This is a genomic window from Humibacter antri, assembly GCF_054777235.1.
Window position 1 is genome coordinate 70,110 of sequence record NZ_BAAHAW010000028.1, and the last position, 23,518, is coordinate 93,627.

At 65.7% G+C, this 23,518-nt stretch carries 22 protein-coding genes; 11 read left to right on the forward strand and 11 right to left on the reverse strand.

From position 1 onward, the window contains the following. Positions 1 to 37 precede the first annotated feature (37 nt). From ACYVDK_RS12625 to ACYVDK_RS12660, 8 genes are all read right to left on the reverse strand, one after another. Positions 38 to 1,000: a GNAT family N-acetyltransferase gene (locus tag ACYVDK_RS12625; protein ID WP_460522233.1), complete on the reverse strand. Its 963-nt coding sequence runs from the start codon at positions 998 to 1,000 to the stop codon at positions 38 to 40. Positions 1,001 to 1,151: 151 nt separating this feature from the next. Continuing rightward, positions 1,152 to 1,604: a cupin domain-containing protein gene (locus ACYVDK_RS12630; protein WP_460522235.1), complete on the reverse strand. Its 453-nt coding sequence runs from the start codon at positions 1,602 to 1,604 to the stop codon at positions 1,152 to 1,154. A 45-nt stretch (positions 1,605 to 1,649) separates the two neighbouring features. After that, positions 1,650 to 3,428: an ABC transporter ATP-binding protein gene (locus ACYVDK_RS12635; protein WP_460522237.1), complete on the reverse strand. Its 1,779-nt coding sequence runs from the start codon at positions 3,426 to 3,428 to the stop codon at positions 1,650 to 1,652. Continuing rightward, the gene (locus tag ACYVDK_RS12640) at positions 3,428 to 4,315 is read right to left on the reverse strand and encodes an ABC transporter permease (RefSeq protein ID WP_460522239.1); all 888 of its coding nucleotides are present in this window, start codon (positions 4,313 to 4,315) and stop codon (positions 3,428 to 3,430) included. Before ACYVDK_RS12640 ends, ACYVDK_RS12635 begins: the two co-directional genes overlap by 1 nt. A 12-nt stretch (positions 4,316 to 4,327) precedes the next feature. Further along, the gene (locus ACYVDK_RS12645; protein ID WP_460522241.1) at positions 4,328 to 5,335 is read right to left on the reverse strand and encodes an ABC transporter permease; all 1,008 of its coding nucleotides are present in this window, start codon (positions 5,333 to 5,335) and stop codon (positions 4,328 to 4,330) included. 148 nt (positions 5,336 to 5,483) lie between these two features. Then, positions 5,484 to 7,028, reverse strand: coding sequence for an ABC transporter substrate-binding protein (locus ACYVDK_RS12650; RefSeq protein ID WP_460522243.1), 1,545 nt, complete (start codon positions 7,026 to 7,028; stop codon positions 5,484 to 5,486). Between the two features lie 34 nt (positions 7,029 to 7,062). Beyond that, a complete protein-coding gene (locus ACYVDK_RS12655; RefSeq protein WP_460522245.1) occupies positions 7,063 to 7,524 on the reverse strand; it encodes a hypothetical protein in 462 nt (153 codons plus the stop codon). A 29-nt stretch (positions 7,525 to 7,553) separates the two neighbouring features. Then, a complete protein-coding gene (locus ACYVDK_RS12660) occupies positions 7,554 to 8,027 on the reverse strand; it encodes a cupin domain-containing protein (RefSeq protein ID WP_460522247.1) in 474 nt (157 codons plus the stop codon). Between the two features lie 221 nt (positions 8,028 to 8,248). Between ACYVDK_RS12660 and ACYVDK_RS12665 the strand changes: the two genes are divergently transcribed. The 4 genes from ACYVDK_RS12665 (at position 8,249) to ACYVDK_RS12680 (ending at position 12,426) form a co-directional block, all read left to right on the forward strand. Beyond that, on the forward strand, positions 8,249 to 9,154 hold the full coding sequence (locus ACYVDK_RS12665; RefSeq protein WP_460522250.1) for a helix-turn-helix transcriptional regulator: 906 nt from the start codon (positions 8,249 to 8,251) through the stop codon (positions 9,152 to 9,154). 221 nt (positions 9,155 to 9,375) lie between these two features. Beyond that, complete coding sequence (locus ACYVDK_RS12670) at positions 9,376 to 10,710, forward strand: O-antigen ligase family protein (protein WP_460522252.1); 1,335 nt, start codon at positions 9,376 to 9,378, stop codon at positions 10,708 to 10,710. 165 nt (positions 10,711 to 10,875) lie between these two features. Further along, positions 10,876 to 11,091, forward strand: a complete 216-nt coding sequence (locus tag ACYVDK_RS12675; RefSeq protein WP_460522254.1) for a hypothetical protein — start codon at positions 10,876 to 10,878, stop codon at positions 11,089 to 11,091. A gap of 18 nt (positions 11,092 to 11,109) precedes the next feature. Next, positions 11,110 to 12,426 (forward strand): O-antigen ligase family protein, encoded by a 1,317-nt coding sequence (locus ACYVDK_RS12680; RefSeq protein WP_460522256.1) that lies wholly within the window; start codon positions 11,110 to 11,112, stop codon positions 12,424 to 12,426. A gap of 140 nt (positions 12,427 to 12,566) precedes the next feature. Here ACYVDK_RS12680 and ACYVDK_RS12685 read toward each other — a convergent pair whose 3' ends face one another. After that, positions 12,567 to 14,903, reverse strand: coding sequence for a hypothetical protein (locus ACYVDK_RS12685; RefSeq protein WP_460522258.1), 2,337 nt, complete (start codon positions 14,901 to 14,903; stop codon positions 12,567 to 12,569). Between the two features lie 280 nt (positions 14,904 to 15,183). Here ACYVDK_RS12685 and ACYVDK_RS12690 point away from each other — a divergent pair, with 280 nt between their 5' ends. Continuing rightward, positions 15,184 to 16,323 carry an NAD-dependent epimerase/dehydratase family protein gene (locus ACYVDK_RS12690; protein ID WP_460522260.1) on the forward strand — a complete coding sequence of 380 codons (1,140 nt, stop codon included), beginning with the start codon at positions 15,184 to 15,186 and terminating at the stop codon, positions 16,321 to 16,323. After that, positions 16,320 to 17,510 carry an acyltransferase family protein gene (locus ACYVDK_RS12695; protein WP_460522262.1) on the forward strand — a complete coding sequence of 397 codons (1,191 nt, stop codon included), beginning with the start codon at positions 16,320 to 16,322 and terminating at the stop codon, positions 17,508 to 17,510. Before ACYVDK_RS12690 ends, ACYVDK_RS12695 begins: the two co-directional genes overlap by 4 nt. A 9-nt stretch (positions 17,511 to 17,519) precedes the next feature. Here the strand turns inward: ACYVDK_RS12695 and ACYVDK_RS12700 are convergent, their stop codons facing one another. Then, positions 17,520 to 18,488 (reverse strand): glycosyltransferase family protein, encoded by a 969-nt coding sequence (locus ACYVDK_RS12700; protein ID WP_460522264.1) that lies wholly within the window; start codon positions 18,486 to 18,488, stop codon positions 17,520 to 17,522. Beyond that, the gene (locus tag ACYVDK_RS12705; protein WP_460522266.1) at positions 18,485 to 19,198 is read right to left on the reverse strand and encodes a glycosyltransferase; all 714 of its coding nucleotides are present in this window, start codon (positions 19,196 to 19,198) and stop codon (positions 18,485 to 18,487) included. The genes ACYVDK_RS12700 and ACYVDK_RS12705 overlap by 4 nt, the downstream gene beginning before the upstream one ends. A gap of 137 nt (positions 19,199 to 19,335) precedes the next feature. Here ACYVDK_RS12705 and ACYVDK_RS12710 point away from each other — a divergent pair, with 137 nt between their 5' ends. From ACYVDK_RS12710 to ACYVDK_RS12730, 5 genes are all read left to right on the forward strand, one after another. Further along, on the forward strand, positions 19,336 to 20,280 hold the full coding sequence (locus ACYVDK_RS12710; protein WP_460522268.1) for a glycosyltransferase family 2 protein: 945 nt from the start codon (positions 19,336 to 19,338) through the stop codon (positions 20,278 to 20,280). Between the two features lie 116 nt (positions 20,281 to 20,396). Next, the gene (locus ACYVDK_RS12715; RefSeq protein ID WP_460522270.1) at positions 20,397 to 21,128 is read left to right on the forward strand and encodes a glycosyltransferase family 2 protein; all 732 of its coding nucleotides are present in this window, start codon (positions 20,397 to 20,399) and stop codon (positions 21,126 to 21,128) included. After that, positions 21,125 to 21,517, forward strand: coding sequence for a DUF2304 family protein (locus ACYVDK_RS12720; RefSeq protein WP_460522272.1), 393 nt, complete (start codon positions 21,125 to 21,127; stop codon positions 21,515 to 21,517). Before ACYVDK_RS12715 ends, ACYVDK_RS12720 begins: the two co-directional genes overlap by 4 nt. 168 nt (positions 21,518 to 21,685) lie before the next feature. Further along, a complete protein-coding gene (locus ACYVDK_RS12725) occupies positions 21,686 to 22,645 on the forward strand; it encodes a glycosyltransferase family 2 protein (protein WP_460522274.1) in 960 nt (319 codons plus the stop codon). Beyond that, the gene (locus tag ACYVDK_RS12730; protein WP_460522276.1) at positions 22,642 to 23,496 is read left to right on the forward strand and encodes a glycosyltransferase family protein; all 855 of its coding nucleotides are present in this window, start codon (positions 22,642 to 22,644) and stop codon (positions 23,494 to 23,496) included. The genes ACYVDK_RS12725 and ACYVDK_RS12730 overlap by 4 nt, the downstream gene beginning before the upstream one ends. Positions 23,497 to 23,518 lie beyond the last annotated feature (22 nt).

A 23,518-nucleotide genomic window follows, 5' to 3' on the forward strand; every position in this document is an offset into this window, starting at 1 on the left:
CCCTGACGCCAAGTGCCGATCCGTCGGCCGACGGTCGTCATGGCCGCCGGAAGACGGCCGGCCTGCGCTGCCACTCGGTGACGGCCGGCCGGTAGCCGACGCGTGACCAGAACGGTCCCGATCGGGGGTTGGCTACGGCGTAGCTGAGCATCGTGTACGGGGAGCCGCACGCGTCGAGTGCGCGGTGTGCGACATCCACCAGTTGAGCGCCGATGCCCGATCCGCGTTCGCCGGGATCGAGGTACATGACGACGAGGTTGTGGCCGCCGGTGACAACGAGCCTCGGCTCGTCGGGTTCTGGCGATTCGTCGTCGGGCATGACATGCACGAACCCGGTGACCACATCGTCACGTTCGAGCACCCACGTGGTGTTCGGCGCTCGCACGAGTCGTTCGCGGTATGCCTGTGCGAAGGTGGCCGCGGCCCCCGGCCGCTCGACGACCGTGGCGAACTGGGCATCCAGCGCGAGAAGCCGGGCGTCCAGCTCGCCGAGGCGATCGGCGTCGTGGAGGGTCGCGATTCGCACCACCGCCCCGCCCACCTCGATGGGCAGAGCGAGTGGGCGCCGCACGACGCCCCGCGGAAGCAGCCGAACGGCGCGAATCTGCGTGGGCGCGAAGCCGCGCGCGAAAAGCGAATTCGCCAATTCGGCGTCACGAGTCGGAACCACGAGCTTGGCGGATGCCTCGGCGTCGCCTGGTTCTTCCACTTCAGCGATTCGCCGCAGCCACTCGTCGAGCACCGTGTCGAACGCCCTCACGCGGTCGACGCCGTCGCCCGCGAGCCGCACGTCGGCGGTGTGCCTGCGCAGGGTGCCCCACACGGCGTTCGGTTCCGTCTCGTCGACGACAGTGAGCCCGAAGAGCGCGGCTGCTCCCGCTCGGCCGATCCGCACGCGGAGCACGTTCGGCTCGTCATCCGATTCGAACGAGGCGAGTGGTGCCAGCAGCGGATCCAGCGCGCGCACGCGGTCGTTGTGGGCGTCGGTGATGGCAGACATCCGTGATCCTCTCTTGCGTCAGGTTCCTGCTCGGAGCGGACATGGCCCGTGCCGAAGGCGGCGCCTGTGAGAACCTGTGCCGAAGGCGGCGCGCCTGAATACCGGTGCCGAAGGCGGCGCACCTGAACGAGCGGCGCCGCCTTCGGAGACCTCAGAGGTTGACCGCCTCGTAGTCCTGGCCGAGGAACAGCGAGATGAACCGGAAGGGGCGCTCGACACTCTCCCAGCCGAGCGGGCAGTGCGGCGTTCCCCGGGGGATGAACACGGAACCGGTCGTCGTGATGATGTGCTCTTCGCCATCGATCGTCATGGTCAGCCTGGCGCCGAGATCTTTCGGATTCTCGGGGTCGTTCCCCATCCAGAGGAGCACCTCGTCATGGTCCGGGTGAACGTGCGGATGAACCCAGAGAGCGGGCTCGTCGGTCGGGTTGATCCAGCAGTAGCCCATGTGCACCTGCGCGGCGGGAACCTCGGCCGGCCGCATGAGGCCGAGGGATGCGCCGAGGTTCGCCGGCTGCTCCTCACCGACCGCCTCGCCCTCCGCGGTGAACGACGCGCTGCTGTCCCACAGCTCCTTGACGAAGAGCTGGTCGTGCTTTCCCATCGTGTTTCTCCTTCTGATCCGGTCTTGTCGAAAGTCACCCGGTGGTCACCGGGCCATGGCCACAGGTACGTCGAGGGCATCGGCCAGCAGGCCGCGCGTGTACGGGTCGGCGGGCGCGTCGAGCACCGATTCCGTCGCGCCGCTCTCGACCGTCATCCCGTTGTTCAGCACGAGCACCCAGTCGGCCAGGCTGCGCACGACGGCCAGGTTGTGCGTGACGAAGAGCATGCTGAGCCCCTCGGCGAGCAGACCCCGCAGAAGCTCGACGACGGCGGCCTGGACGGAGACGTCGAGGGCGGAGGTCACCTCATCGCAGATGAGCACTCGCGGCTCGCATGCCAGAGCCCGGGCGATGGCGACACGTTGCCGCTGCCCGCCGGACAGGTCGGCCGGGTACCGGTCCGCCACGGCCGCGGGAAGCTCGACACGGTCAAGAACCTCGCCGACGCGCTTGTCGCGCGCCCTGCCGGTCAACCCGAAGAAGTGTGTGAGCGGCACGGCGAGGCTTGCGCCGATGGTCGCCCGCGGGTTCAACGAGGCGTACGGGTTCTGGAACACGTACTGCACCTGCCGGCGCTGCTGCTTCGTTCGCGCGGATGAAACCGCTGCGAGCTCGGAGCCGTCGAGGCGCACCGTGCCGCTCCAACGCTCCTGAAGACCGGCCAGGCACTGGGAGAAGGTGGTCTTGCCGCTGCCCGACTCCCCGACGATCGCCACGCACTCGCCAGGGAAGACGGCGGCTGAGACGTCGAACAGCACCTGCCGATCGTCGTATCCGGCCGCGAGATCGGTGATCTGCAGCAGCGGAACGCGGTCGTCGGCGCGGTCTTCGACGCGAAGCGCAACGTCGGCGCTCTGCCGCGCAGAGGCATCCAACTGCTCGGAGAGCGCACAGCGCACCCGTCGGCCGGAGCCCCAACGATCGGGCAGGGCAGCCAGCTCAGGTGTCGCATCGCGGCACACCGCGGTGGCCAGTTCGCACCGCTCGGCGAACCGGCATCCGTCATACGGCGGTGACGGCACCGGTGCACGCCCCGGAATGGAGCGGAGCCGGGTGCGTTCCCGCGTGCTCGGCACCGACGCCAGGAGGGCACGAGTGTAAGGGTGCGCGGGAACGCTCACCACATCGGCACACCGCCCGATCTCCACGAGCTGCCCGGCGTACATCACGGCGACGTGGTCGGCGACCTCCGCGATGACCGCGAGGTCGTGCGAGATGTAGATCGCGGCCATCGAACGCGCCCGGCACAACTCGGCCACGAGCGCCAGCACCTTCGCCTGGGTCGTGACGTCGAGTCCCGTCGTCGGTTCGTCGAGCACGAGAAGGTCGGGCTGGCCGACGACTGCCATCGCCAGTCCCACCCGCTGCTTCTGGCCGCCGGAGAGCTCGGACGCCGAACGCGCGAGGAACGCATCATCGGAGGGCAGGCCGACCGCCCCCAGCACGGAACGCACCGCGGCCCGCCGACCGGATCGCGTTCCCCCGATCGCCTCTTCCAGCTGCGTGCTGATCTTCAGCACCGGGTTGAGCGCTGCGGCCGGGTCCTGCGGCACGTACGCGACCACCCGCCCGCGTGCGGCTCGCATCTCACGATCGGAGAGCGCCAACAGGTCGGTGGTCCCGATCCGCACCGATCCGGCGCTGATCGCGGCACCGGGCCGTGCATGGCCGAGCAGTGCGAGCGCCAGGGTGCTCTTTCCCGAGCCGGACTCCCCCACGATGCCCAGCACGCGTCCCGATTCGACCTGGAACGAGACGTCGTCGACGAGTCGGCTCCCGTCGGAGAGGGTCACACGAAGGCCGTCGACCTCGACAGCTGCCATCAGTTCGTCTCCTCCGTGCGCCCGATCACGCGTGCCGCGCCCTCCGCGATGAGATTGCCGCCGACCGTGAAGACGACGATGCAGATCATCGGCGCGACGACGGCCCACGGCTGGCCGGCGAGTCCGTTGCGGTTCTCGCTGACCATCAGGCCCCAGTCCGCCTGCGGTGGCTGGATGCCGTACCCGATGAAGCTCATCGACGCCAGCACGCCGACCGACCACATCAGCCGCATGCCCAGTTCGACCATCAGCGGCGATGCCAGGTTCGGCAGGATCTCCCTCGTCAGGATGTACCTGCTCGGCACGCCCACCGCACGCGACCAGCGCACGAACTCACGGCCGCAGAGCGGCATGGCCGCGCCTCTGATCACCCGGGCCACACCGGGGACCAGTGCGATCGTGACCAGGACGACCAGAAGCCAGGGCGCCGGGCCGATGACCGAGACGAACAGCAGCGTGAACAGCAGCGCGGGGAACGCGAGCAAGACATCCATCAGCCGCATGAGCACGACATCCACGGCCCCGCCGTAGTACGCGGCGACGATGCCGATCGCCGCGCCGATCGCGACAGTGGCCACGGCGCTGAGTGGAGCCATCCACGCCAGATTGATGCCCCCGGCCATGACGCGGGAGAGCACGTCCCGTCCGAGGTAGTCGGCGCCGAGCGGCAGTCCGTGCCCGGGCTGAGCGAACGGCAGTGCGATCGTGCGGTTCGGATCATGCGGGGTCAAAAGCGGCCCGAGCACTGCGAACAGGAGCATGACCACGATGAGCACGAGTCCGAGCCGTACCTGAGCGGAGTGCAGCAGCCTGCGCATCCCTCTGGCGCGGCGTGGCGCGGGTTCGACGACCTCGATGGCGGTGGTTGCCGGTGACGCCTTCTGCATGATGACCCGCCCTCAGCGCTTTCCGACCCGTACGAGATCGGCGATGAAATTGAAGACGAAGTAGACGCTCGCCATGATGAGCACGATCGCCTGGATCGTCGGAATGTCGCGGGCTCCGATGGACTGCAGAAGCAGCACACCCATGCCCGGGTAGTTGAAGAGGTATTCGGTCACCACCACGCCGCCCACCGTGAACGCGGCCACGAGGCTCGCGGCCGGCACTGTCGGCCCGAGTGCGTTCGGCAGCGCGTGCACGAAGAGGATGCGCCAGCGGGAGACGCCCTTGAGACGCGCCATCTCGACGTACTCGCTCGAGAGCACATCGATCACCGACACCCGCACGAGTCGTGACAGGTACATCACCCCGCCGATGACGAGCGTGGCGACGGGCATCACGAGCTTGGCCGGGAAGTCCCACGGATGACTGCCGATCGGAATGATCGCCACCGGCGGGAACCAGTGGAAGACGGTCGTGCCGAACAGGAAGACCAGCAGTGTGCCGATGATGAAGTCGGGCAGCGCGTTGGCCAGCATCGACGATCCGAGGAAGAGCTTGTCGAACCAGGAGTCCTTGAACTGTGCAGCCAGCACACCGAGCACGAGCGCGATGGGCAGGATGAACGCGAAGGCGATACCGGCGAGCACGAGACTGTTCGTCGCAGGTCCTGCGATCAGCTGCGAGACGGGTTCGCCGTTGGCGAGCGAGACGCCGAAGTCGCCGTGCAGCACGCCGCCGAGCCATTTCCCGTACTGCTCGTACAGGGGCTGCGTGAGGCCGAGCTGCTCTGACAGTGCTCTGACCCGATCCGGTGTCGCGTGTGTTCCCAGCAGCACGGCCGCGGCGTTGCCCGGCATCACCTGCGTCGCCAGGAACACGCACACGGACACGAGGAGCAGCGTCACGATCGCCTGCACGGCCTTCGCGACCGCCAGTCGCAGCCAGCGGAGTCGCCGTCTGCTGCCCGGTCGGCCCGGCACCGCGTGCGGTGCCGACAACTCGGCGTCGGTGATGATTGCCACTCCTCGCATCCCTTCTGTGCTGTCACGGAGCTTCTGTGCTGTCACGAAGCTTCTGTGCTGTCACGAAGCTTCTGTGCTGTCAGGGAGTCCCGCTTCGTGCTGCTGCTGAGTCCCGTGCCCTGCCCGCGCTCAGCTGGTCAGCCACCCGTCATCCGACGGTGACGCCGCCGAACGTTCTCGACGTGCGACCGAACGGATCGGTCTGCAGCCCGTGCACCCGTGAGCTGTGCGGCGTCAGATCCAACGGGTACGCCGCGATCAGCGACGGCACGTCGTCGTGCTGGATCTTCTGCATCTGCTGCTCCAAGGAGCACTGCTGGGAGGCATCCGTCGTGTTGAACAGGGTGCCGGCCAGCGAGTTGAACTGGGCGTTGTTCCAGTGCGACGCGTTGTCCTGACCACCCGGCAGCGAGTGGTCGGGAACGCCGGACAGGTAGTCGGCCGTGACCACGTTGACCACGAACGGCCACTGCAGCCACTTGTCGAGCATCGAACCGGTGTCCATCTTCTTGACGTTCACGGTCACGCCGATCTGCGCGGCGTCCTGGCTGAGCAGTTGCGCGGTCTCCAGCATTCCCTGGAAGGCACCGTCGGTGACGAGGTCGACACTCAGATGGGACTGGCCCGCCGCGGCCAGCAACTGCTTCGCCTTGGCGAGATCCTGCTTGCGCTGCGTCACGTCGGGCGCCGCGCATCCGCCGCCCAGGTCCATGTCGTTGCCGACCTTGCCATACCCGTTGTAGGCGGTCTTCACCACGGCTTGCCTGTCGATGATCAACGCCATCGCCTCGCGCACCCTCGGGTCGTTGAAGGGCGCGATGTCGGTGCGCATGTCCAGCGAGAGGTGGGTGGCGCTGTCGCTGGTCAGAAACTGGATGCCGCTGGCCTTGAGCGAGCTGACGTTGGCCAGCGGAACGGCGTTAGTGAGGTCGATCTGGCCGCCCTGGAGCGCGTTGACGATCGCCTGCTGGTCGCTGAAGAAGTAGACGTTCAACGTGCGGAATCCCGGCTTCTTGCCCCAGTAGCCGTCGAAGCGGGTGAGCGTGGCCTGTCGGTTCGGCACGAACGACTTCATCGTGAACGGTCCTGTGCCGTCGGGGTTCTCAGGAGTCCAGTCGTGCCCCGTCATGTAGAGCTGCTCGTAGGACCAGGCGTTCGGAAAGACCCCATACGGCTCCTTGAGCGTGAAGCGCACGGTGAGGTCGTTCACCTTCGTGATCTGGTCGGGATCGACGAACGGCGAGATCTGCGTGATCGCTCCGAATGTGGACTTGAGCTGGAACATCCGCTTGACGCTGAAGATCACATCGTCTGCGCCGAACGTGCCTCCGTCGTGCAGCTTGACGTTCGGGCGCAGCTTCACCGTCCACACCTTGTTGCCGTCGCTCGGGGTGAACGACTGGGCGAGCCCCATCTGCAGCTTGCCCTTGTCGTCGAGGTAGGTGAGCAGGTCGTACATGTTGCGCCAGATGGCGCCCTCGCCCACCGACGCTTGGGAAGCGTACGGGTCGACCTTGTCGTTGACGCTGCCGACCAGCCCGAGGTTGAGTGCGTCGGCGCTCGATGCGCCGGTACTTCCGGCGGCGTTCGACGTGCCGGAGGAACAGGCTGCCAGCGCCGCTACGACCGCGAGCGCCGCGACGCCGGCCAGTGCCCGGCGCAGGAACCGCGATCCCGGGTGTCCTGTGGACATGTGATCTTCTCCTTGCTTTCCGTCGTTCGGCTCGTCAGGCGCCTACGCGCTCGTGGGAGGCGTAGGTCGGGCTGAGGGTGATGGCGATGAAGGTGAAGGGGCGGTCGACGCTCTCGAAGCCGAGCGGGCAGTGATACGTGCCCTTGGGGATGTAGACCGCTCCCGTCGTGGACACGACGTGGCGTTCGCCCTCGATGGTCATGTAGAGCTCGCCGCCGAGGTCGCCCGGGTTCGTGGGGTCGTTGCCCATCCAGACGAGGATCTCGTCGAAGTCGTCGTGCACATGCTCGTGCACCCAGAACACCTCTTCGGTGCTCGGAAAGACCCAGCTGTAAGCGCCGAACACCGTCGACTCCGGCACGTCGAGCGCGCGCATGATGCCGTACGGCACGCTCAGATTCGGCGGAAGACCGCGCCCGGCGGCCTCGCCCTCGTTGACCATGTCATCGGCAACCACGTTCATGTCGGTGATGAACAGCTCGTCGTACTTCGCCATGTGCTCATTCCTTCTCTCTGCCGGCGGCGTCAGTTCTTCGGGACGTTCTCGTCGGAGCTGTAGTCGCCGTCGCCGGAGAGGGAGATGGCGTTGAATCGGATGGGCCGACGCACAGTGCCCCAGTCGAGTGGGCAGTGCCGAGTTCCCGCCGGAATGTAGACCGCTCCTGAGGAGTCGATGGTGTGTTTCTCGCCCTCGATCCAGAGGTAGGCCTCGCCTCCGAGATCGTGCGGGTTCTCGGGGTCGTCGCCGAGGAACACGAGAACCTCGTCGTAGTCGTGCTCGTGCTCGTTGACCCAGTGACTGCCGGTCTCCGTGGGGAGGATCCAGGAGTAGGTCATGTGCATCTTGGCCTGCGGAACGTCTTCACGGCGCATGAGTGCGAACGCGTCACCGATGTGCGAGGGTCGCGGTTCACCCGTCGCGACCGCTCCCTCGTTCACGAGGTCGTCGCTCGCGTCACCCATGTGCCTGACGATGAGGTGCTCGTACTTTGCCGCCATTGCTGCTCCTTCGCATCCGTTTCACCAGTCGGTGGATGTCGACGTTAGGCGCCGGGGCGGCGGGACTCGATGGACGGAATACGGGTGACCTGGTACTTCGCTCGCACGGTCTGCTGCGCGTTGGCGCCGAGCGCAGCCGGCATGACGTTGCGCGCACGATAGTTATTCGCCTAGGTCGTGCACTCTTGTCTCGGACGTCTGACGCGCGTCGAATGTGAGGCATGGATTCAACGTCGATCCGTCATCGTGGTGCCCGTGTTCACCCGCAGAGTCGCCGCCGGTCGGGAATACCCCGGTTCGCCATCGAACGCGGCCCCGCCACCTTCGACGGGGCGATGCTGGTAGGGCCGTACGACCTGTTCGGGCCCGGACCGCACTCGGCCATCCCGCACCGCCACGACTTCACCGAACTGATCTGGGTGCACTCCGGCGCAGGGCTCCACCACATCGACGACACGACGCACACGATCGCACCGCACACCCTGCACACGATCGCCAGAGGACAGGTGCATCGCTGGGACCTCGCGCATCCAGAGTTCGAGGGCACACTGGTGCTCTTCCGCGAGGAGTTCCTGGCCGGACCGGGCGGAATTCCGCGTCCGGCCTGGCAGGGCGGCGTCTGCAGCCCCGACCCGGTCACCTGCTCGCGGATCGACCGCATCATCGCCGAGCTGGAATTGGAGCTGGATGCCCGCGCCGAGGGCTGCGAGTTCGCCGTGCGGTCGCTGCTGTCGGCGCTTCTGGTCGTGTGCTCGCGCTCTGCACACGTGCCGGGAACCCCCGCAACGCACCGAGCGCCGCCCGCGAGCCTTGTCGGCAGGTTCACGGCGTTCGTCGATGACCATCCCCGAGCGACGCTCACCGTGCGCGAGTGCGCGAAGGAGCTGAACGTGACGACCAGCCACCTCTGCGACGCCGTGGCCGCCGCCACGGGCCGCTCGCCGGGTGAGATCATCCGTGCTGCGATTCTGCTCGAGGCCGAGCGGCTGCTCACCTCCAGCGACCTGACCTGCGCGCAGGTGGCGACGAGCCTCGCGTTCGACGACCCTTCGTACTTCTCCCGGTTCTTCCGGCGTGAGGCCGGGATGACGGCCTCCGAGTTCCGCCGCGTCCGTCTCGCCGCCTGAGCCCGGTCTCGCCGCCCCGGCGGCGAGACCGGGCTCAGGGCTCAGCGGCTCAGGGCTCAGCGGCTCAGTGCTCAGCGGCTCAGCGCTCAGCGGCTCAGCGCTCAGGGCTCTGTGGCTCGAGGCTTGTGGCTCGAGCGGCTCAGTGGCTCAGCGGCTCGGGTCGGGCCGACCACGCGAGCGAACTCGCCTGCCGCTCCCCCGATCGCCCATAAAGTAGCCCCATGACGCAGACCTCGCCGGCGACGGCACCTCGCACCGTGCCGTCCGGCCAGGGCTGGATGCTCGCGTTCGCGGGCTTCACATTCTTCGTGCTGTTCGCGCCCGACTTCTTCCGCAACGCGATCAGCTGGTACGGCTGGGGTATCGCGGTGCTGCTCTGCCTGGCCGGCAGCATCGTGTTCCTCGCGCGTGCGCGGCCGCGCGTGCCGATTCGCAAGTGGCCGAAGACGCTGCTGCTGTTCCTGCTGCTGTGCATCGTCTCGATAGCGTGGTCGTCGTACCGTCCTGAGACCGTGATCGCCGCGATCGCGCAGCTGGCCACGACGACCGGGGCCGCGTTCTTCGCGCTCTGCCTGAGCTGGCAGCAGATTCTGCGAGCGCTCGGCGCCGCCTTCCGGTGGATCATCGGCCTCTCGCTCATCTTCGAGCTGATCGTCTCGCTGATCATCCGGCACCACATCCTGCCGATCTTCACGACCTATCAGTACCCGTCCGGCAAGCTGCCGAATGCGTTCTACTGGAGCCGCGACCTGCTCTTCCACGGGGGCCAGATCCAGGGAATCGTCGGCAACAGCGACATCCTCGCGATGATCACGCTGTTCGCGCTCATCGTGTTCGGCGTCCAGCTGGCGGATCGCACCGTGAACCGCACGGCCGGCATCGTGTGGCTCGTTCTCGCCGGGATCACGTTCCTGCTCACCCGCTCGTCGACCGTGGTCGTCGCGCTCGCGGTCGTCGTCGTGGTGCTGCTGTTCGCCTGGTGGGGGCGCAGTGTTCCGCAGAGCAGACGCGTGCCCGTCTACTCCACGGCGGCCGCCGTGATCGTGGTGGGCGGGGCATCCGTCATCCTGTTCTGGGGAACGATCACGAAGCTGCTCGGCAAGAGCGCCGACCTCACCGGGCGCACCGACATCTGGGACAAGGTCATCCACCTGGCGCAGCAGAAGCCGTATTTCGGCTGGGGCTGGATCAGCTACTGGGCGCCCTGGGTCGAGCCGTTCAAGGGCCTTGCGGTGCGCAACAAGGTGGAGTATCTGCAGGCGCACAACGCGTATCTGGATGTCTGGCTGCAGCTGGGCATCCTCGGTCTCGTCATCTTCGCCCTGCTGGTGCTCACGGTCTTCGGGCGCTCCTGGTTCAAAGCGGTCGACCGAGCGCCGTTCGACGCGCAGGGCGTCGTGCGAGCGGATGTTCCCTACACGGCGCTCACGCTGCTCCCGCTGCTCTTCATGGCCGCACTCATCGCGCAATCGTTCACCGAGAGCAGGCTGCTCATCGAGGCCGGCTTCGCCCTGCTGGCGATCTTCAGTATCAAGACGAAACTCGAGCGGCCGTAGCTTCACCGCTGGTCGAGCTTGACCGCTGGTTGCACTTCACCGCCGGTTGCACTTCACCGCTGGTCGAGCTTCACCGCTGGTTGAACTTCACCGCTGGTCGAGCTTCACCGCTGGTCGAGCTTCACCGCTGGTCGAGCTTCACCGCCGGTTGCACTTCACCGCTGGTTGAGCCTGTCGAAACCAGGCCTCGGCGGTTTCGACAAGCTCAACCAGCGGGATTGCGCCTGCCTCGGCGGTTTCGACAAGCTCAACCAGCGGGATTGCGCCTGCCTCGGCGGTTTCGACAAGCTCAACCAGCGGGATTGCGCCTGCCTCGCCGGACCCCGGACGACCCTCGACGTTACGATGAACCATGCCCGCCTCGACCACCGCCGCCTCTGACCGCGGATCCGCCGCGCGGTGACATCCACGACACGGCACGTGCCGCGGTGGTTCGCCCTCACGAGGGCGCTGTTCGAGTCGGCGAAGTTCTCGCGTGCGCTGTCGTTGTGCATCGTCGCATCGGCATTCCTCACCACGGCGATCAAGGACGTCATCGGGTGGCCCGGCCTCATCGGCGTGCTCGCCGCGGTCACGGCCGTGACCATCTGCTCGTTCATCGCGCACTGGGACGTGATCGAATGGCACGGGCTGCTCCCGGTGTCGCTGCTCGTGTTCGTGGGTTGGTGCGCGATCTCACTGGTGTGGAGCACGTATCAGTGGGCGACGCTCGCTGCGGTGATCTACCAGTGGATCTTCACGTTCCTCGCCCTGTACCTGGCGCTGGTGCGGGACGCGATCCAGATCGTCCGCGTGATCGGCGACGTGCTCCGGGTGCTGCTGACGGCATCCCTTGCTCTCGAGCTGTTCAGCGGACTGATGATCGACGCGCCGATCAAATTCCTCGGCATCGCCGGCAACCTCGCCGAGGGCGGGCCGATCTCGGGACTGTTCGGCAGCCGCAACCAGTTGGGGCTCTTCGCGCTGATCGCGATCGTGACCTTCTTCATCGAATGGCGCACCCGCTCGGTCTCTCTCGGCATCGCGGTCTTCTCGGTGGCGATCGCCCTGCTGTGCCTCGCCTTCGCGAACTCGCCGGTGATCGCGATCATGATCGTCATCATCCTGCTGGCTGCGGCCGCGCTTTTCGGCATCCGGCACATCCGACGCGAGCGGTGGAAGTTCGCCGTGCAGGTCTCGCTCGGCCTCGTCACCCTCGCTCTGGCCGTGCTGGCGTTCATCTTCCGAGCCCCGATCATCGACCTGCTGCACGGCCGCTCGGTCATCACCGTGCGCTACGAGGTGTGGCTGCAGATGTGGCACCTGATCCCGGTGAACGAGCTCCTCGGCTGGGGCTGGATCGGCTTCTGGCGCGGATCCCTCCCTCCGTACTCGCTGATCAACGCCCTGACCGGAGCTCCGCACGCGAACGGGCTGAACGCGTTCCTGGATGTCTGGCTGCAGGTCGGCCTCATCGGCTTCCTGCTCTTCCTGCTGCTGCTCGGACTCGCCATGGGCCGTTCCTGGCTGCTCGGCTCCAACAAGCGCAGCGTCATCTACGCCTGGCCCCCGCTCATCCTGATCGCCCTCATCGGCACGGCGATGGCCGAGAGCACGATGCTCTACGAGAGCGGCTGGATGCTTGCCGTCATCTGCACAGTCAAGGCCTCGCAGGGCATGTCGTGGCGACAGGCGCTGCCTGCGGTGCCGGAGCGGGCCGGCGAACCGGATCGCTGATCAGGGTTTTGGGTGTGGGCTCAGAGCGCCCGTTCCGTGCGCTCCATGCCTCGCAGACTGGCCAGGATCGGCCCAGAGACGCGCTCCGACGAGCCCGCCAAGCGTCGTCGCGAACCGCTCGAAGCCTCCGAAGCTGCGCCTCATGCCGACGCGTGAGGGTCACCGCCGCGTCCGGACCCACCGTCGACCGCACTGGGGAATCCACCTCCTGGCACGGGTTCCGTTCCGAAGATGGGGCTTTCCGCATCCAAGCCTTCCAGGGCGCTCGATTCGGGTACGTCCTCGCCCCGGCGGGAGCGGAGCACGTAGACGAACTGGTAGAGCACCATCGCCAGCATTCCCGCACCCGCGGACGCAAGGCCGAGGCCCAGGCCGGGCACCGCATGTCGAATCTCGACAGTCCCCTCCACTCCAGCCGGTATCCCGACCGTCATCAGGCCGAACGGCCCCTGCTCGATCTTCAGAGGGGTATCGCCGATGCTTGCCGTGTACCCAGGCCACGGGAGCCGATCCACGAGGGCGCTCCCACCGCTCGTGGATGTGACGCGGAAGGAGAGATCCTCTCCGTTTTCCCGAGCATCGCTGATGTCGACATCGCCGATCGCGTGCAGAACCGGGTGGCTCAGCGGCCGATCTCGCACGAGCACGACACTCCAGGGCGTCTCCGAACGAACGTGCCAGCCCCTGGCGAGGCGGCTGAGGTCCGCGATGTCGCTTCGGTTCTTGGCCACGACGACGGTGTCCACTCCTAGCGCGTCCACGACAGGAACATGTATTCGCGGAGCGACGCTGCCGAAGAAGTTGCTCAACGGAACACCCTGCGCGACGGATCCTCGATAATCGAGACCCATCGCATTGGCGAACTTGAGAAAGTCGATGCCGGTGTACCGATTGATCGAGTTGATGCCTGCGGCCGCCCGGACATTGCCGAATGAGAGCGCGCCAGAGGCAACGGCGCCCGTGCCACGCAGTGAGGCAAGATCTGCGATCTGCAGTACACGGCCCTCGAATGACCGGCCTGCCTCACGGACCGTCGACAATGAGGTCGGCGGGGGCTGATCCGCAGCCGCCGTGACGTTCTGACGATTCCATCCGTAAAGCGAACCCTGTGCGGCGGCGAATACGATCGTGCCGACCACGATGACGGCTGCCGCTCCGTGGAGCTTCCAGCGCCGGTAGGCGAAAGCGAGCACGACCATCAGCGCCAGCACCAGTCCTGCGGCGACGAAATGCCCAGGATTCGGCGTCGAGGACCATGACATGTACGCTCCGGCGGCGACGATGACAACCGTAAGGATGCCTTTCAGTCGCGCGTGCCGTCGATCGAAGCCCCTTGAGAGCAGAACCCCCATCAGCACGAAGACGGCGGCATACAGGTACTCCAGGAACCGGAGCGGCCAGCGGAACAGCCAGACCTGGTCCGGGCCGAGTGTGAGCAGGAGGTAGATTCCGCCAAGTGCGTAGAGGCTGAAGAGGCGCCGCCACTCCCGCAGCACGCCGTAGCGCAACCAAGGGACGACGGGCAACACGAACCAAGACAGATACGTCGAAGGTACGAAGTCACCGCGGTTGAACCACGCGTTGAACCGCGGAAGATAGGTCGGCGCCGAGAAGGCCGACATGTCCGAGAGTGTGGGGGTGAGGTAGTTGTCGTTCGAAAAGAATTGTCCGCTGACCTCGCGAACCGTGTATGGCAACGCGTAGATCAGCGCCACATAAGCCAGAACGAGGACGGCCCCGACCGCCGCTCCGACGGCGACCAGCCCGGCAAACCGACGGATGTCGCGACGCAGGAGCACCTCGAATCCCACCGATACCAACACCACGACAACGCCGATCGTCGCGTACGGGCTGCCGAGAAGCGCCGCGAGTGCGCCGAACACGAACGGCACAATCGGCCCGATGCGCCGCCGCGCAAAGTTGTGCGCCGCCCACCAGAAGTGCATCGTCCACACGATCGAGAGCAGTCCAGTGAGCCAGTCACCCGCCTCATAGAACAGGGTGAAGCCGGCGAACGGCGCGACACACCCGACGATGAGAGCCGCCGCCCGTCGTGCTCCATAACTCCGTGCGACTCCGTAGATGCCCCATCCGAGCAACACCATCGTCTCGACGGCCACGAAGAAGCCGGCGACGTTCAGGTTGTCGAAGAACGATATGAACACGGCGTTCGCGGCGGTAACGGGGTTGAACAATTCGTAGGCGGCTTCGCCCACCATGTTCGCCGCTCCCCAACCGTTGTGGTCGAAGAGGAACGGCTGTCCCTGCCGGATCGCGCTTCCCCACATGTGCCAGAGCGGCAGGAACGACTCGGCATTGTCGCCCCAATAGGTGAACCCACGCCAGAGCAGCTTCACGCACACGGCGCCGATGCCCGTAGTCAATGCGAGGATCGAAAGGTCGAGGAGCAGAACACGAACCCGGAGTCCCGTGGCCCGTCGGTTGCGGTCGCCGTCACGGCGCACTCCGGTGGACATCGACGAACGAGGATCAGCAGGAACCGATGTCAACGATGCGACCAATAGGGCCTCTATTCTTCGTTCTTGCGCGAGCGCGGGCTGTACGGTCGACGTCGCCTCGGATTCTACCGGCGGCCGGGACCGGCCCAGGATTCGACGGTGCGGCGGGCCGACCGGTTCGCGCTTCGCCCGCCGAGCCGAAGACCGCGTAGCGGCGGCGTTACGATCGTTTGGGCACCGGCGAACTCTCGCGGTGTGCCGTCTGTGCCTCGAATCTGTGCTTTGAAGGAGTACCCGCGTGCCTCAATCCGTGCTGATTACAGGAGGGGCTGGATTCATCGGCTCCCGACTGACGAAGCGGTTCGTAGACGCCGGATACTCCGTCACGATCCTCGATTCGTTGAGCACGCAAGTGCACGGCGACAATCCGGACTCCACCTCGTCCCTCCTCGCCTCCGTCTCCGGCATAGCGAACGTGGTCCGCGGGTCCGTCACCGACCCGGAGGCCATCGAGAAGGCCGTCGAGGGCAGCTCGATCCTCGTGCATCTCGCCGCCGAAACCGGCACCGGACAGTCCATGTACCAGATCGATCGCTATGTCGAGGCGAACATCGGGGGAACCGGAAAGCTGCTCGATCACCTGACCAACCACGCGAACATCGTCGAGCGCATCGTCGTGGCGTCGTCCAGGTCCATCTACGGGGAGGGCGCGTATCTCCGCTCTGATGGATCGGTCGTGTACCCGAGGCATCGATCAGGTGAAGATCTCAGCGCCGGCATCTTCGAGGTGAAAGACGCGGACACAGGCGAGACGCTCACCATGCTGCCCACTCGCGAGACGGCGAAGTTGCACCCCTCGTCGGTGTACGGCATCACTAAACAGGTGCAGGAGGCTCTCGTCATGACTGTGGCACCGGGCCTCGGTATCGAGCCGGTATCCCTGCGATACCAGAACGTCTATGGGCCCGGCCAGTCGCTGAAGAATCCCTACACGGGCATCCTCTCGATCTTCTCGACCCTCATCGCGCAGGGCAAGGAGATCAACATCTTCGAAGACGGCGAGGAGAGCCGCGACTTCGTCTACATCGACGATGTCGTGGAGGCCACGTTCCGCTCCGCGACGCACCCAGCTGCCGCGGGCTGCACGTTCAATGTCGGCAGTGGCGTCGCCACCACCGTGCTCGAGGTGGTCGAGGCGCTTTTCACCGCTTTCGGGCGCCGGGTGCCGACGCGGGTATCCGGCAACTACCGGCTGGGTGATATCCGCCATAACATCGCAGACACCACTCTGCTTCAGGAGCGACTCGGGTTCACGCCGCAAGTCGACTTCGCTGAAGGGGTCAGGCGCTTCGCCGCTTGGGTGCAGACTGAGACGATCGAGGACAGCGGGTACGAACGCTCGCTCCGCGAGATGTCGGAACGCAACCTGCTGAAATGAGCGACGTCGTCTGGCTGCGCTTTCGACCGTTCCCCTCCCGCCGGAACAGTATGAACATGTTCCGGCTCATCTTCGCCGCCATGGTGCTGTTCGCCCACAGCTGGTACACGGCGGGTTTGGGCACCGGTCCGTCCTTCAACAACGAGAACCTCGGAGGGTGGGCGGTCGCCGGGTTCTTCGTTCTCAGCGGGTTCTTGATCACCGGCAGTCGCATGTCGCATACGGCCGGTGAGTATCTCGTTCATCGCGTCGCCAGGATCTTTCCCGCGTTCCTCGTGTGTCTCGCCGTGACCGCGTTCGTGTTCGGCCCGATCGCGCTGTACGCGCAGCACCACACGTTGGCCGGCTACTTCTCCACGGGCCCGACTCCGCTGAACTACATCTGGTCCAACGTCGGTCTCCATATCAACGACTACGGCATCGGACACAGCCTCGACACGGTTCCCTATAAGGATGTCTGGGACGGCTCACTGTGGACGCTGTACTACGAGTTCCTGTGCTATCTCATCATCTGGATCATCGGCGGCCTCCTCGTCGTGCGCAGATCGGTCATCCCCGTTGCGATCCTCTGGGCGCTTTCGGTCGCAAACTACGCGAACCTCGGCTTCGCCACTCGCCTTGGACTCGACCAGGACTTCATGCTCCTCTCGCGGCTGCTCCCGTTCTTCCTGGGCGGGTCGATCGTGTTCTACATAGTGCGGCGCTGGGGCGTCAGCCCGGTCATCGGGATAGCGAGTGTGGTCATCGCCGCGTGCTGCATCTGCTTCGTCCCCAATTTCGGAGGGCAGGCATCTGCGCCGTTCCTGGCCTACGGCCTCATCTGGCTCAGCACGGTCATTCCGCAACCCGCCTTCATCGCTCGCAACGACATCTCGTACGGGTTCTACATCTACGCGTGGCCGATGCAACAACTCGTGACGGTCTTTGCCGGAGACAGGCACGGCATGTGGCTCTATTGGCTGATCACAGCTGTGCTGACGACCGGACTCGCGCTCGGCAGCTGGTATCTCGTCGAACGGCCAGTCCTTCGACTCGTGAAACGGGGTCGGGTTGAGATCCCGATCGGGGAGGGCAGCCCGGAACATCCGGTGCGAACCCGCCCGAACGGTGCCGTCGTCCCCCCCACCGCTGTCGATCAGCCAGCGACGATCGCGGGCGCGACGGATACCGGGAATTCCGCGCTCTGAGGCCGGGACTCAACGATCGGATTCCGACTGGGCGCCCGACCTATCCGACGACGACTGCTCGACCGGCGAAACACGCCACGAGATTCGCGAGGCGAGAAGCTGCGCGGGCTCGGGGATCCGACCCATCCGGCGGCGGCGGCCCGCCCGGCGCCCGGCAGCGAGCAGACGAAGCATGTCGCCACGTGGTCGCGCGAAAGCCAGCACCAGCACGAGGTGAATGAACCACTTCGCCGCATCGCGGGCCAGCTGAGAGCGCTCGGTGGAGCCGAACATCTCCGCCAGAGCCACCCGGTTGCGCGCCCGGTAGTAATAGCGGAATGGTGAACTGAGGCTGGTCGTGAGCGCCTGCCCCCGCAGCCGAACACGCATTCCGAACACCGACAGGGGGTAGGAGCGACCCAGCTCGTGCGGAAGGTCGAGGTCGACAACCGCGAACGTCTCGAATCCCAGCGACCTTATGCGGAACCAGTAGTCCGCATCGACGAGATCGATGAAGAACTCCTCGCGAAAAGGTCCTGCGCAGGCAAGCACCGCGCCGGAATAGAGAGTTCCCGACTGGATCGGCTCCCGCGCTCGCTCCCCGACGGCCTGAAGCTCTCCGGCGAACCTCGCAGGCGAGACCGATCCGACCCTGCGAGCTTCGCAAGTCAGGGCATCCCAGCGATTCACCAACGCAGCGACGAACGCGTCGGGCACACGAGAATCCTGATCGAAGGTGACGAGCAGGTCTTCCGCACGTGGGGCAGCCGCCTCGACGCCCGCATTCAGCGCCGCGGCTATGCCCGAGTTGTGCGAGCGCCGCACGACTGAGACCCCGTTGGAAACGAGCTCCCCGAACAGACGGTCGAACCCGGGCCCGCTTCCGTCGTCGACGACGACGACGGCATCGACTTGCGAGGCGATGCGGGAAACATTCCCGACAATCCCGTCCGATGGTCGGAAGGCCGTGACGATGGCCATAACCCGGCGGCCGGTCATCGTATGGCCGCCGCGGAGCGGCGCACCCTGCGCGACAGCACGAGGATGCTGCGAAGCAGCATGATTCGCGCCGCAAGCACTCGGGGCAGTGAGCGCGGCCGGAGCGGCGTGGCATTGTCGCCATGCAACCGACGTTGGAGCGTCGGCTGTTCCAGGATCGAAATCGAATGCGCGATGTTGCCGGCCAACGCGACCCACAAATCGTGCGATTCGACGAGGAAATGCGGAAATGGCAGGATGACGCGGACGAATTCGCGCCGCAGGCCCATGCCGCATCCGTAGTAGCCGCTGACACCGGCGACGATCCGGAGCACGTTCCGACGCCACTGCCGCGCGGTCGCCGCACTCATCCACCACCGCGGCCGTTCTCCCGAACCGAGGATCGTCATGTTGCTCGCGACGACGGCGTGCGTTCCCAGGCCCGTGAGCATCGCATCCACGCGACCGGGGACCCATACGTCGTCCTGATCGGCAAGAAGAACGTACTCCCCACGGCTGCTGGAAATGGCTTCCTGGAACGTCGCCACATACCCTCGATTCTCCTGGCGAGCGATCAGCTTCACCCTCGCATCCGCGATTGCTTCGACGGTTCTGACGGTGCCGTCCGTCGAGGCATCGTCGATCACGATCACCTCGTCGTGCTCGTTCAGCTCGGCCAGAATCGAGTTGAGTTGGGCGGTCACATATCGCTCGCCGTTGTATGTCGCCATGCAAACACTTACCCGAATGTTCTCCGGCACGCATCTCTCCTCGCCACCTCGATGGTGTCGGCCATGCCCGTCGCGACACACCTCACCATCTTCGCGGATGTGAAACGATGGTTGCTGTTCATACGAGGGGGAGCAACGTGACCTTCGACATCATGATGCCGTTCTATGGCCGCGTCGACCACTTCAAGGCCGCCGTCGACGGCGTCCTGACCCAGACGGACGGCGATTGGCGTCTCGTCGTCGTCGACGACGTCTATCCCGACCTCTCGGCGGGCGAGTGGCTGCAGGCCCTGGGTGATCCACGCATCACCTACATCCGCAACGACGTCAATCTCAAACCGAGCCGCAACTACCGCAAAGCCGTTGACATCATGTCAAGCGAGTTCTCCATGCTCATGGGTTGCGACGACATCATGTTGCCCGGCTTCCTCGCACGGGTGAAGCAGCTGACGACCGAACACCCGGATGCCGCGGTCGTCCAGGTGGGCGTGCAACCCATCGACGCCGACGGCGTTGCGCATCTCCCGCTCGCCGACCGGATCAAGTCATTTGTGGCACCCCGCGGGCCGTTTCCACGGGTTCTCGAGGGCGAGGTCCTCGCGAGAAGTCTCCTGCGCGGCAATTGGACGTATTTCCCGTCGATCGTCTGGCGCGTCTCGCAGATACGGGATCCGGGTTTCCGGGTCGACCTCGATGTCGTGCAGGACCTGGAAATGCTCCTGCGAATCGCGGAGCGCGGTGGAAAGCTCGTGGTCGACGACCAGGTCGAGTTCCAATACCGCAGGCACAGCCAGAGCTACTCCGCAGTCACGGGACCAGATGGATCCAAGTTCGAGCAGGAGCGAACTGTGTTCGCGGAGGCTGCGGCGGCCATGCAGATTCTGGGATGGCACCGCGCAAGGCGCTCCGCTCGAATGCATCTGACATCACGACTGCATGCCCTGGCAGAATTGCCGGCGGCCGCGAGGGCCCGCAACGCTGCTGGCTTCGCCTCTCTGGGCCGACACGCCTTCGGACCGACCTTCAGGGCTGATCCGGACCGGGTCGGGCGCGACGTTTCGGGACCTCCAACGAGCGGCTGACGCCGAGTGCAAGCCGACCGGGGCCGACCCACGCACGAGGAGCAGGGATCCCGGCCGGGGTCGCCCGGATGTCTCTTGTCGAGCTGCGCTGATTTACCGCAACTTAGGATTGTCACATGCCCTCGCCCCTTCAGCGAACGCTTATCGTCATGCCCGCACTGAACGAAGCAGCCAACGTGGGCGCCGTCGTGTCAGAGGTCATGAACGCACTTCCCGGCATCGGATGCCTCGTCGTCGATGACGGCTCCACCGATGCGACGGCGCGAGCCGCGGCACTCTCCGGCGCGAAGGTCGCCCAACTGCCGTACAACCTGGGGGTCGGCGGAGCCATGCGCCTTGGCTTCCGCTACGCCGTCGACAACGGCTACGACAATGTGGTTCAAGTCGACTCAGACGGCCAGCACGACCCGCGGTACGTGCCCGAGTTGGTGAACGCACTTGCAGAGGCCGATATCGTCATCGGTGCGCGATTCGCGGGCCGCGGATCGTACCGGGCCCATGGGCCGCGCCGGTGGGCGATGGTCCTCCTTTCGACTGTGATCAGCCGGATTGCAGGCACGAAGTTGGCAGACACCACATCGGGATTCAAGGCGATGGGGCCGCGAGCGGTCGCCCTCTTCTCCACGAACTACCCCGCCGAGTACCTAGGCGACACGATCGAAGCCTTGGTCATCGCTGCGAAGGCCGGGCTCGTGATCAGACAGGTTCCGACGGAAATGCGCGAGCGGGCCGGCGGCTCCCCATCGCACAACCCGATGAAGTCCGCCGTCTACCTTGCCCGCGCGGCACTGGCACTCCTGGTCGGGCTACTCCGACCGGCGACTCCGATTCGGGGAGATCAACTATGACCATCGCCAGTTACGCACTCGGCGTCGTATCGGCCCTGCTGGTACTGATCATCGTGATTGAGATGCTGCGGCGCCGTCGGCTGCGCGAGCGACACGCGTTGTTGTGGCTCATCGCGGGAATCCTCGCGCTCATCGCCGGCGCGTTTCCCGGCACGTTGGTGTGGGCCGCTTACGTGGTAGGGGTGAAACTCCCCACAAACCTGATCTTCTTCGTCTCCATCGCGATCCTGTTCCTGGTCTGCCTGCAACACGCGGCGGAGCTCACCGGCGTCGAGGGCAGAACTCGCACGCTGGCAGAGCAGGCAGCGCTGCAGGAGCTGCGCATTCGGGAACTCGAGCGCCAACTCAATGGACGTGACCGGCTGACCGCTGAACGCGACGAGACCTGATTCGGGCACGTCCGGCATCCGGGTCAGCCTGCGACGCGCACCACAGCAGCGGATTGCAAACGCCCTTCGTGCGCACGAGCCGATCATCCAGCCAGTCCCGGTAAACTCGCCCGATCGCCGTGTATTGCAGCGCATCGCGCTCAACCCCTCCAGCGGCGCCTCCTGCTCATGACGAAGGGTCGAAGTGTGCGCGTAGTCGCGGTGGTCGTCGCTTACAACAGGCGCGAGTTGCTGCTGGAGTGTCTCGACGCTCTTCGACTGCAGACGCGATGCCTGGAGGCGACCGTGGTCGTCGACAACGGGTCGACGGATGGAACATCGATCGCGGTGGGCGGCCGATTCGCCGAGGTCGACCTCGTTCGTCTCGAGGCCAACACCGGAGGCGCCGGCGGATTCGCGGTCGGCATCGAACGCGCAGTGACGACCCAACGGGCCGACCTCGTATGGGTGATGGACGATGACACGATTCCGACACCGACCGCGCTCGAGGAACTTTTGATCGCACGATCCACGGCGCGTTCGACTCCGGCCATACTTGCGTCGCGCGTGGTGTGGACCGACGGCCTCGACCACCCGATGAACACCCCTCGACACAAGCCCTTTGCCGGAGCATCCGAACGACGCGATGCGGTCGACGCGGGTGCGGTGCCCGTGCGGTCGGCTTCGTTCGTCTCGATGCTCGTCAGCGCCGATGCAGTACGAGCCGAGGGCCTGCCGGTTGGCGAGTACTTCATCTGGAATGACGATTTCGAGTTCACTTCCCGCATTCTCCGCACGCGTCGCGGCCTCTTCGTCCCTGGCAGCGTCGTCGTGCACAAGACAAGAGCCAGAGCGAGCACCGACGCGGATCCTGGTGAGCGCTTCTACTACGAAGTACGGAACAAGCTCTGGCTCTTTCGCGCCTCGAAGGCCCTGACCTGGTACGAGAAGCCGCTCTACGCACTCGCCGCGGCGCGGCGGTGGATCCGCACCTATCAGCGCTCCACCAATCGTGCGACCATCGCGCGCAGCTTCCGCTCCGGATGGCGTGATGGCTCACGTACGCTTCCTCGCAGGAATCGCGACTATCTGGCGTCATTGGGCGTCGATGGGAGCCGTGTCGACGCGTTCGAGAGCGCCGCACGATGACCGCCTTCCCCGACTTCTCGCTGCTGTTGCCCGTCTACAACGGCGACTCTGCCGCATTCCTGCTCCGGGCATTCCGGAGTTCGGTCATACAGCAGACATTGGGTCCGGCCGAAGTGGTACTCGTGCAGGACGGACCGGTGTCCGCCGCCCTGGTAACGGCGATCGCCGAACTCGACCAGTCATCGCCCGTACCGTTGAAGATCGTCATCTTGCCGGAGAATCGCGGGCTCGCGGAAGCCCTCACCGTCGGCCTGGCTGAATGCAGCCACGACGTGGTAGCACGAATGGATGCCGACGATGTCTCAGAGCCGCGCCGATTCGAGGTACAGCTCGGGTTGATCGCCCAAGGATTCGAACTCGTCGGAAGCGGTCTCCACGAGTTCTCCGAGACGGAGTCCGGCGAGGAATTCGGCCCCATGCGGATCCCTCCAATCGATCCCGATCAGATCGCCCAGTACGCCCGGTTCCATGATCCGTTCAACCATCCGACGGTCGTGTACACGAAGAATGCGGTCGATCGCGCTGGCGGATATCAGCCGATGGGCCTGATGGAGGACTACTGGTTGTTCGCCCGGATGCTCGCCGCGGGGGTGCCCGCCACCAACTCGCCCGAGCCGCTGGTCCGCTATCGCGTTTCATCCGGCGCGTACAAGAGACGTGGGGGCCTTCGCCTGTTCCAGAGTGAATGGATGCTGCAACGGGCGTTCCGCAGGAGCGGCTTCACTACTCGCTCCCAGTTCCTGCGAAACATCGCGGTTCGCGGCGGCTACCGGTTCGTGCCGGAGAGCATTCGACGTCGGGCCTACCAGGCGGTCATCCTCGGTCGACGACACACTGCGGCGCCCGAATGACGCGCACAGCTCCGATGACCCA

Coding starts and splice junctions, on each gene's coding strand:
- ACYVDK_RS12695 (WP_460522262.1), top strand. CDS start 16,320: ATGAGCGACGTCGTCTGGCTGCGCTTTCGACCGTTCCCCTCCCGCCGG.
- ACYVDK_RS12640 (WP_460522239.1), bottom strand. CDS start 4,315: ATGCAGAAGGCGTCACCGGCAACCACCGCCATCGAGGTCGTCGAACCC.
- ACYVDK_RS12630 (WP_460522235.1), bottom strand. CDS start 1,604: ATGGGAAAGCACGACCAGCTCTTCGTCAAGGAGCTGTGGGACAGCAGC.
- ACYVDK_RS12665 (WP_460522250.1), top strand. CDS start 8,249: ATGGATTCAACGTCGATCCGTCATCGTGGTGCCCGTGTTCACCCGCAG.
- ACYVDK_RS12715 (WP_460522270.1), top strand. CDS start 20,397: ATGCCCTCGCCCCTTCAGCGAACGCTTATCGTCATGCCCGCACTGAAC.
- ACYVDK_RS12655 (WP_460522245.1), bottom strand. CDS start 7,524: ATGGCGAAGTACGACGAGCTGTTCATCACCGACATGAACGTGGTTGCC.
- ACYVDK_RS12685 (WP_460522258.1), bottom strand. CDS start 14,903: ATGTCCACCGGAGTGCGCCGTGACGGCGACCGCAACCGACGGGCCACG.
- ACYVDK_RS12705 (WP_460522266.1), bottom strand. CDS start 19,198: ATGGCGACATACAACGGCGAGCGATATGTGACCGCCCAACTCAACTCG.
- ACYVDK_RS12720 (WP_460522272.1), top strand. CDS start 21,125: ATGACCATCGCCAGTTACGCACTCGGCGTCGTATCGGCCCTGCTGGTA.
- ACYVDK_RS12660 (WP_460522247.1), bottom strand. CDS start 8,027: ATGGCGGCAAAGTACGAGCACCTCATCGTCAGGCACATGGGTGACGCG.
- ACYVDK_RS12650 (WP_460522243.1), bottom strand. CDS start 7,028: ATGTCCACAGGACACCCGGGATCGCGGTTCCTGCGCCGGGCACTGGCC.
- ACYVDK_RS12700 (WP_460522264.1), bottom strand. CDS start 18,488: ATGACCGGCCGCCGGGTTATGGCCATCGTCACGGCCTTCCGACCATCG.
- ACYVDK_RS12670 (WP_460522252.1), top strand. CDS start 9,376: ATGACGCAGACCTCGCCGGCGACGGCACCTCGCACCGTGCCGTCCGGC.
- ACYVDK_RS12635 (WP_460522237.1), bottom strand. CDS start 3,428: ATGGCAGCTGTCGAGGTCGACGGCCTTCGTGTGACCCTCTCCGACGGG.
- ACYVDK_RS12625 (WP_460522233.1), bottom strand. CDS start 1,000: ATGTCTGCCATCACCGACGCCCACAACGACCGCGTGCGCGCGCTGGAT.
- ACYVDK_RS12730 (WP_460522276.1), top strand. CDS start 22,642: ATGACCGCCTTCCCCGACTTCTCGCTGCTGTTGCCCGTCTACAACGGC.
- ACYVDK_RS12725 (WP_460522274.1), top strand. CDS start 21,686: ATGACGAAGGGTCGAAGTGTGCGCGTAGTCGCGGTGGTCGTCGCTTAC.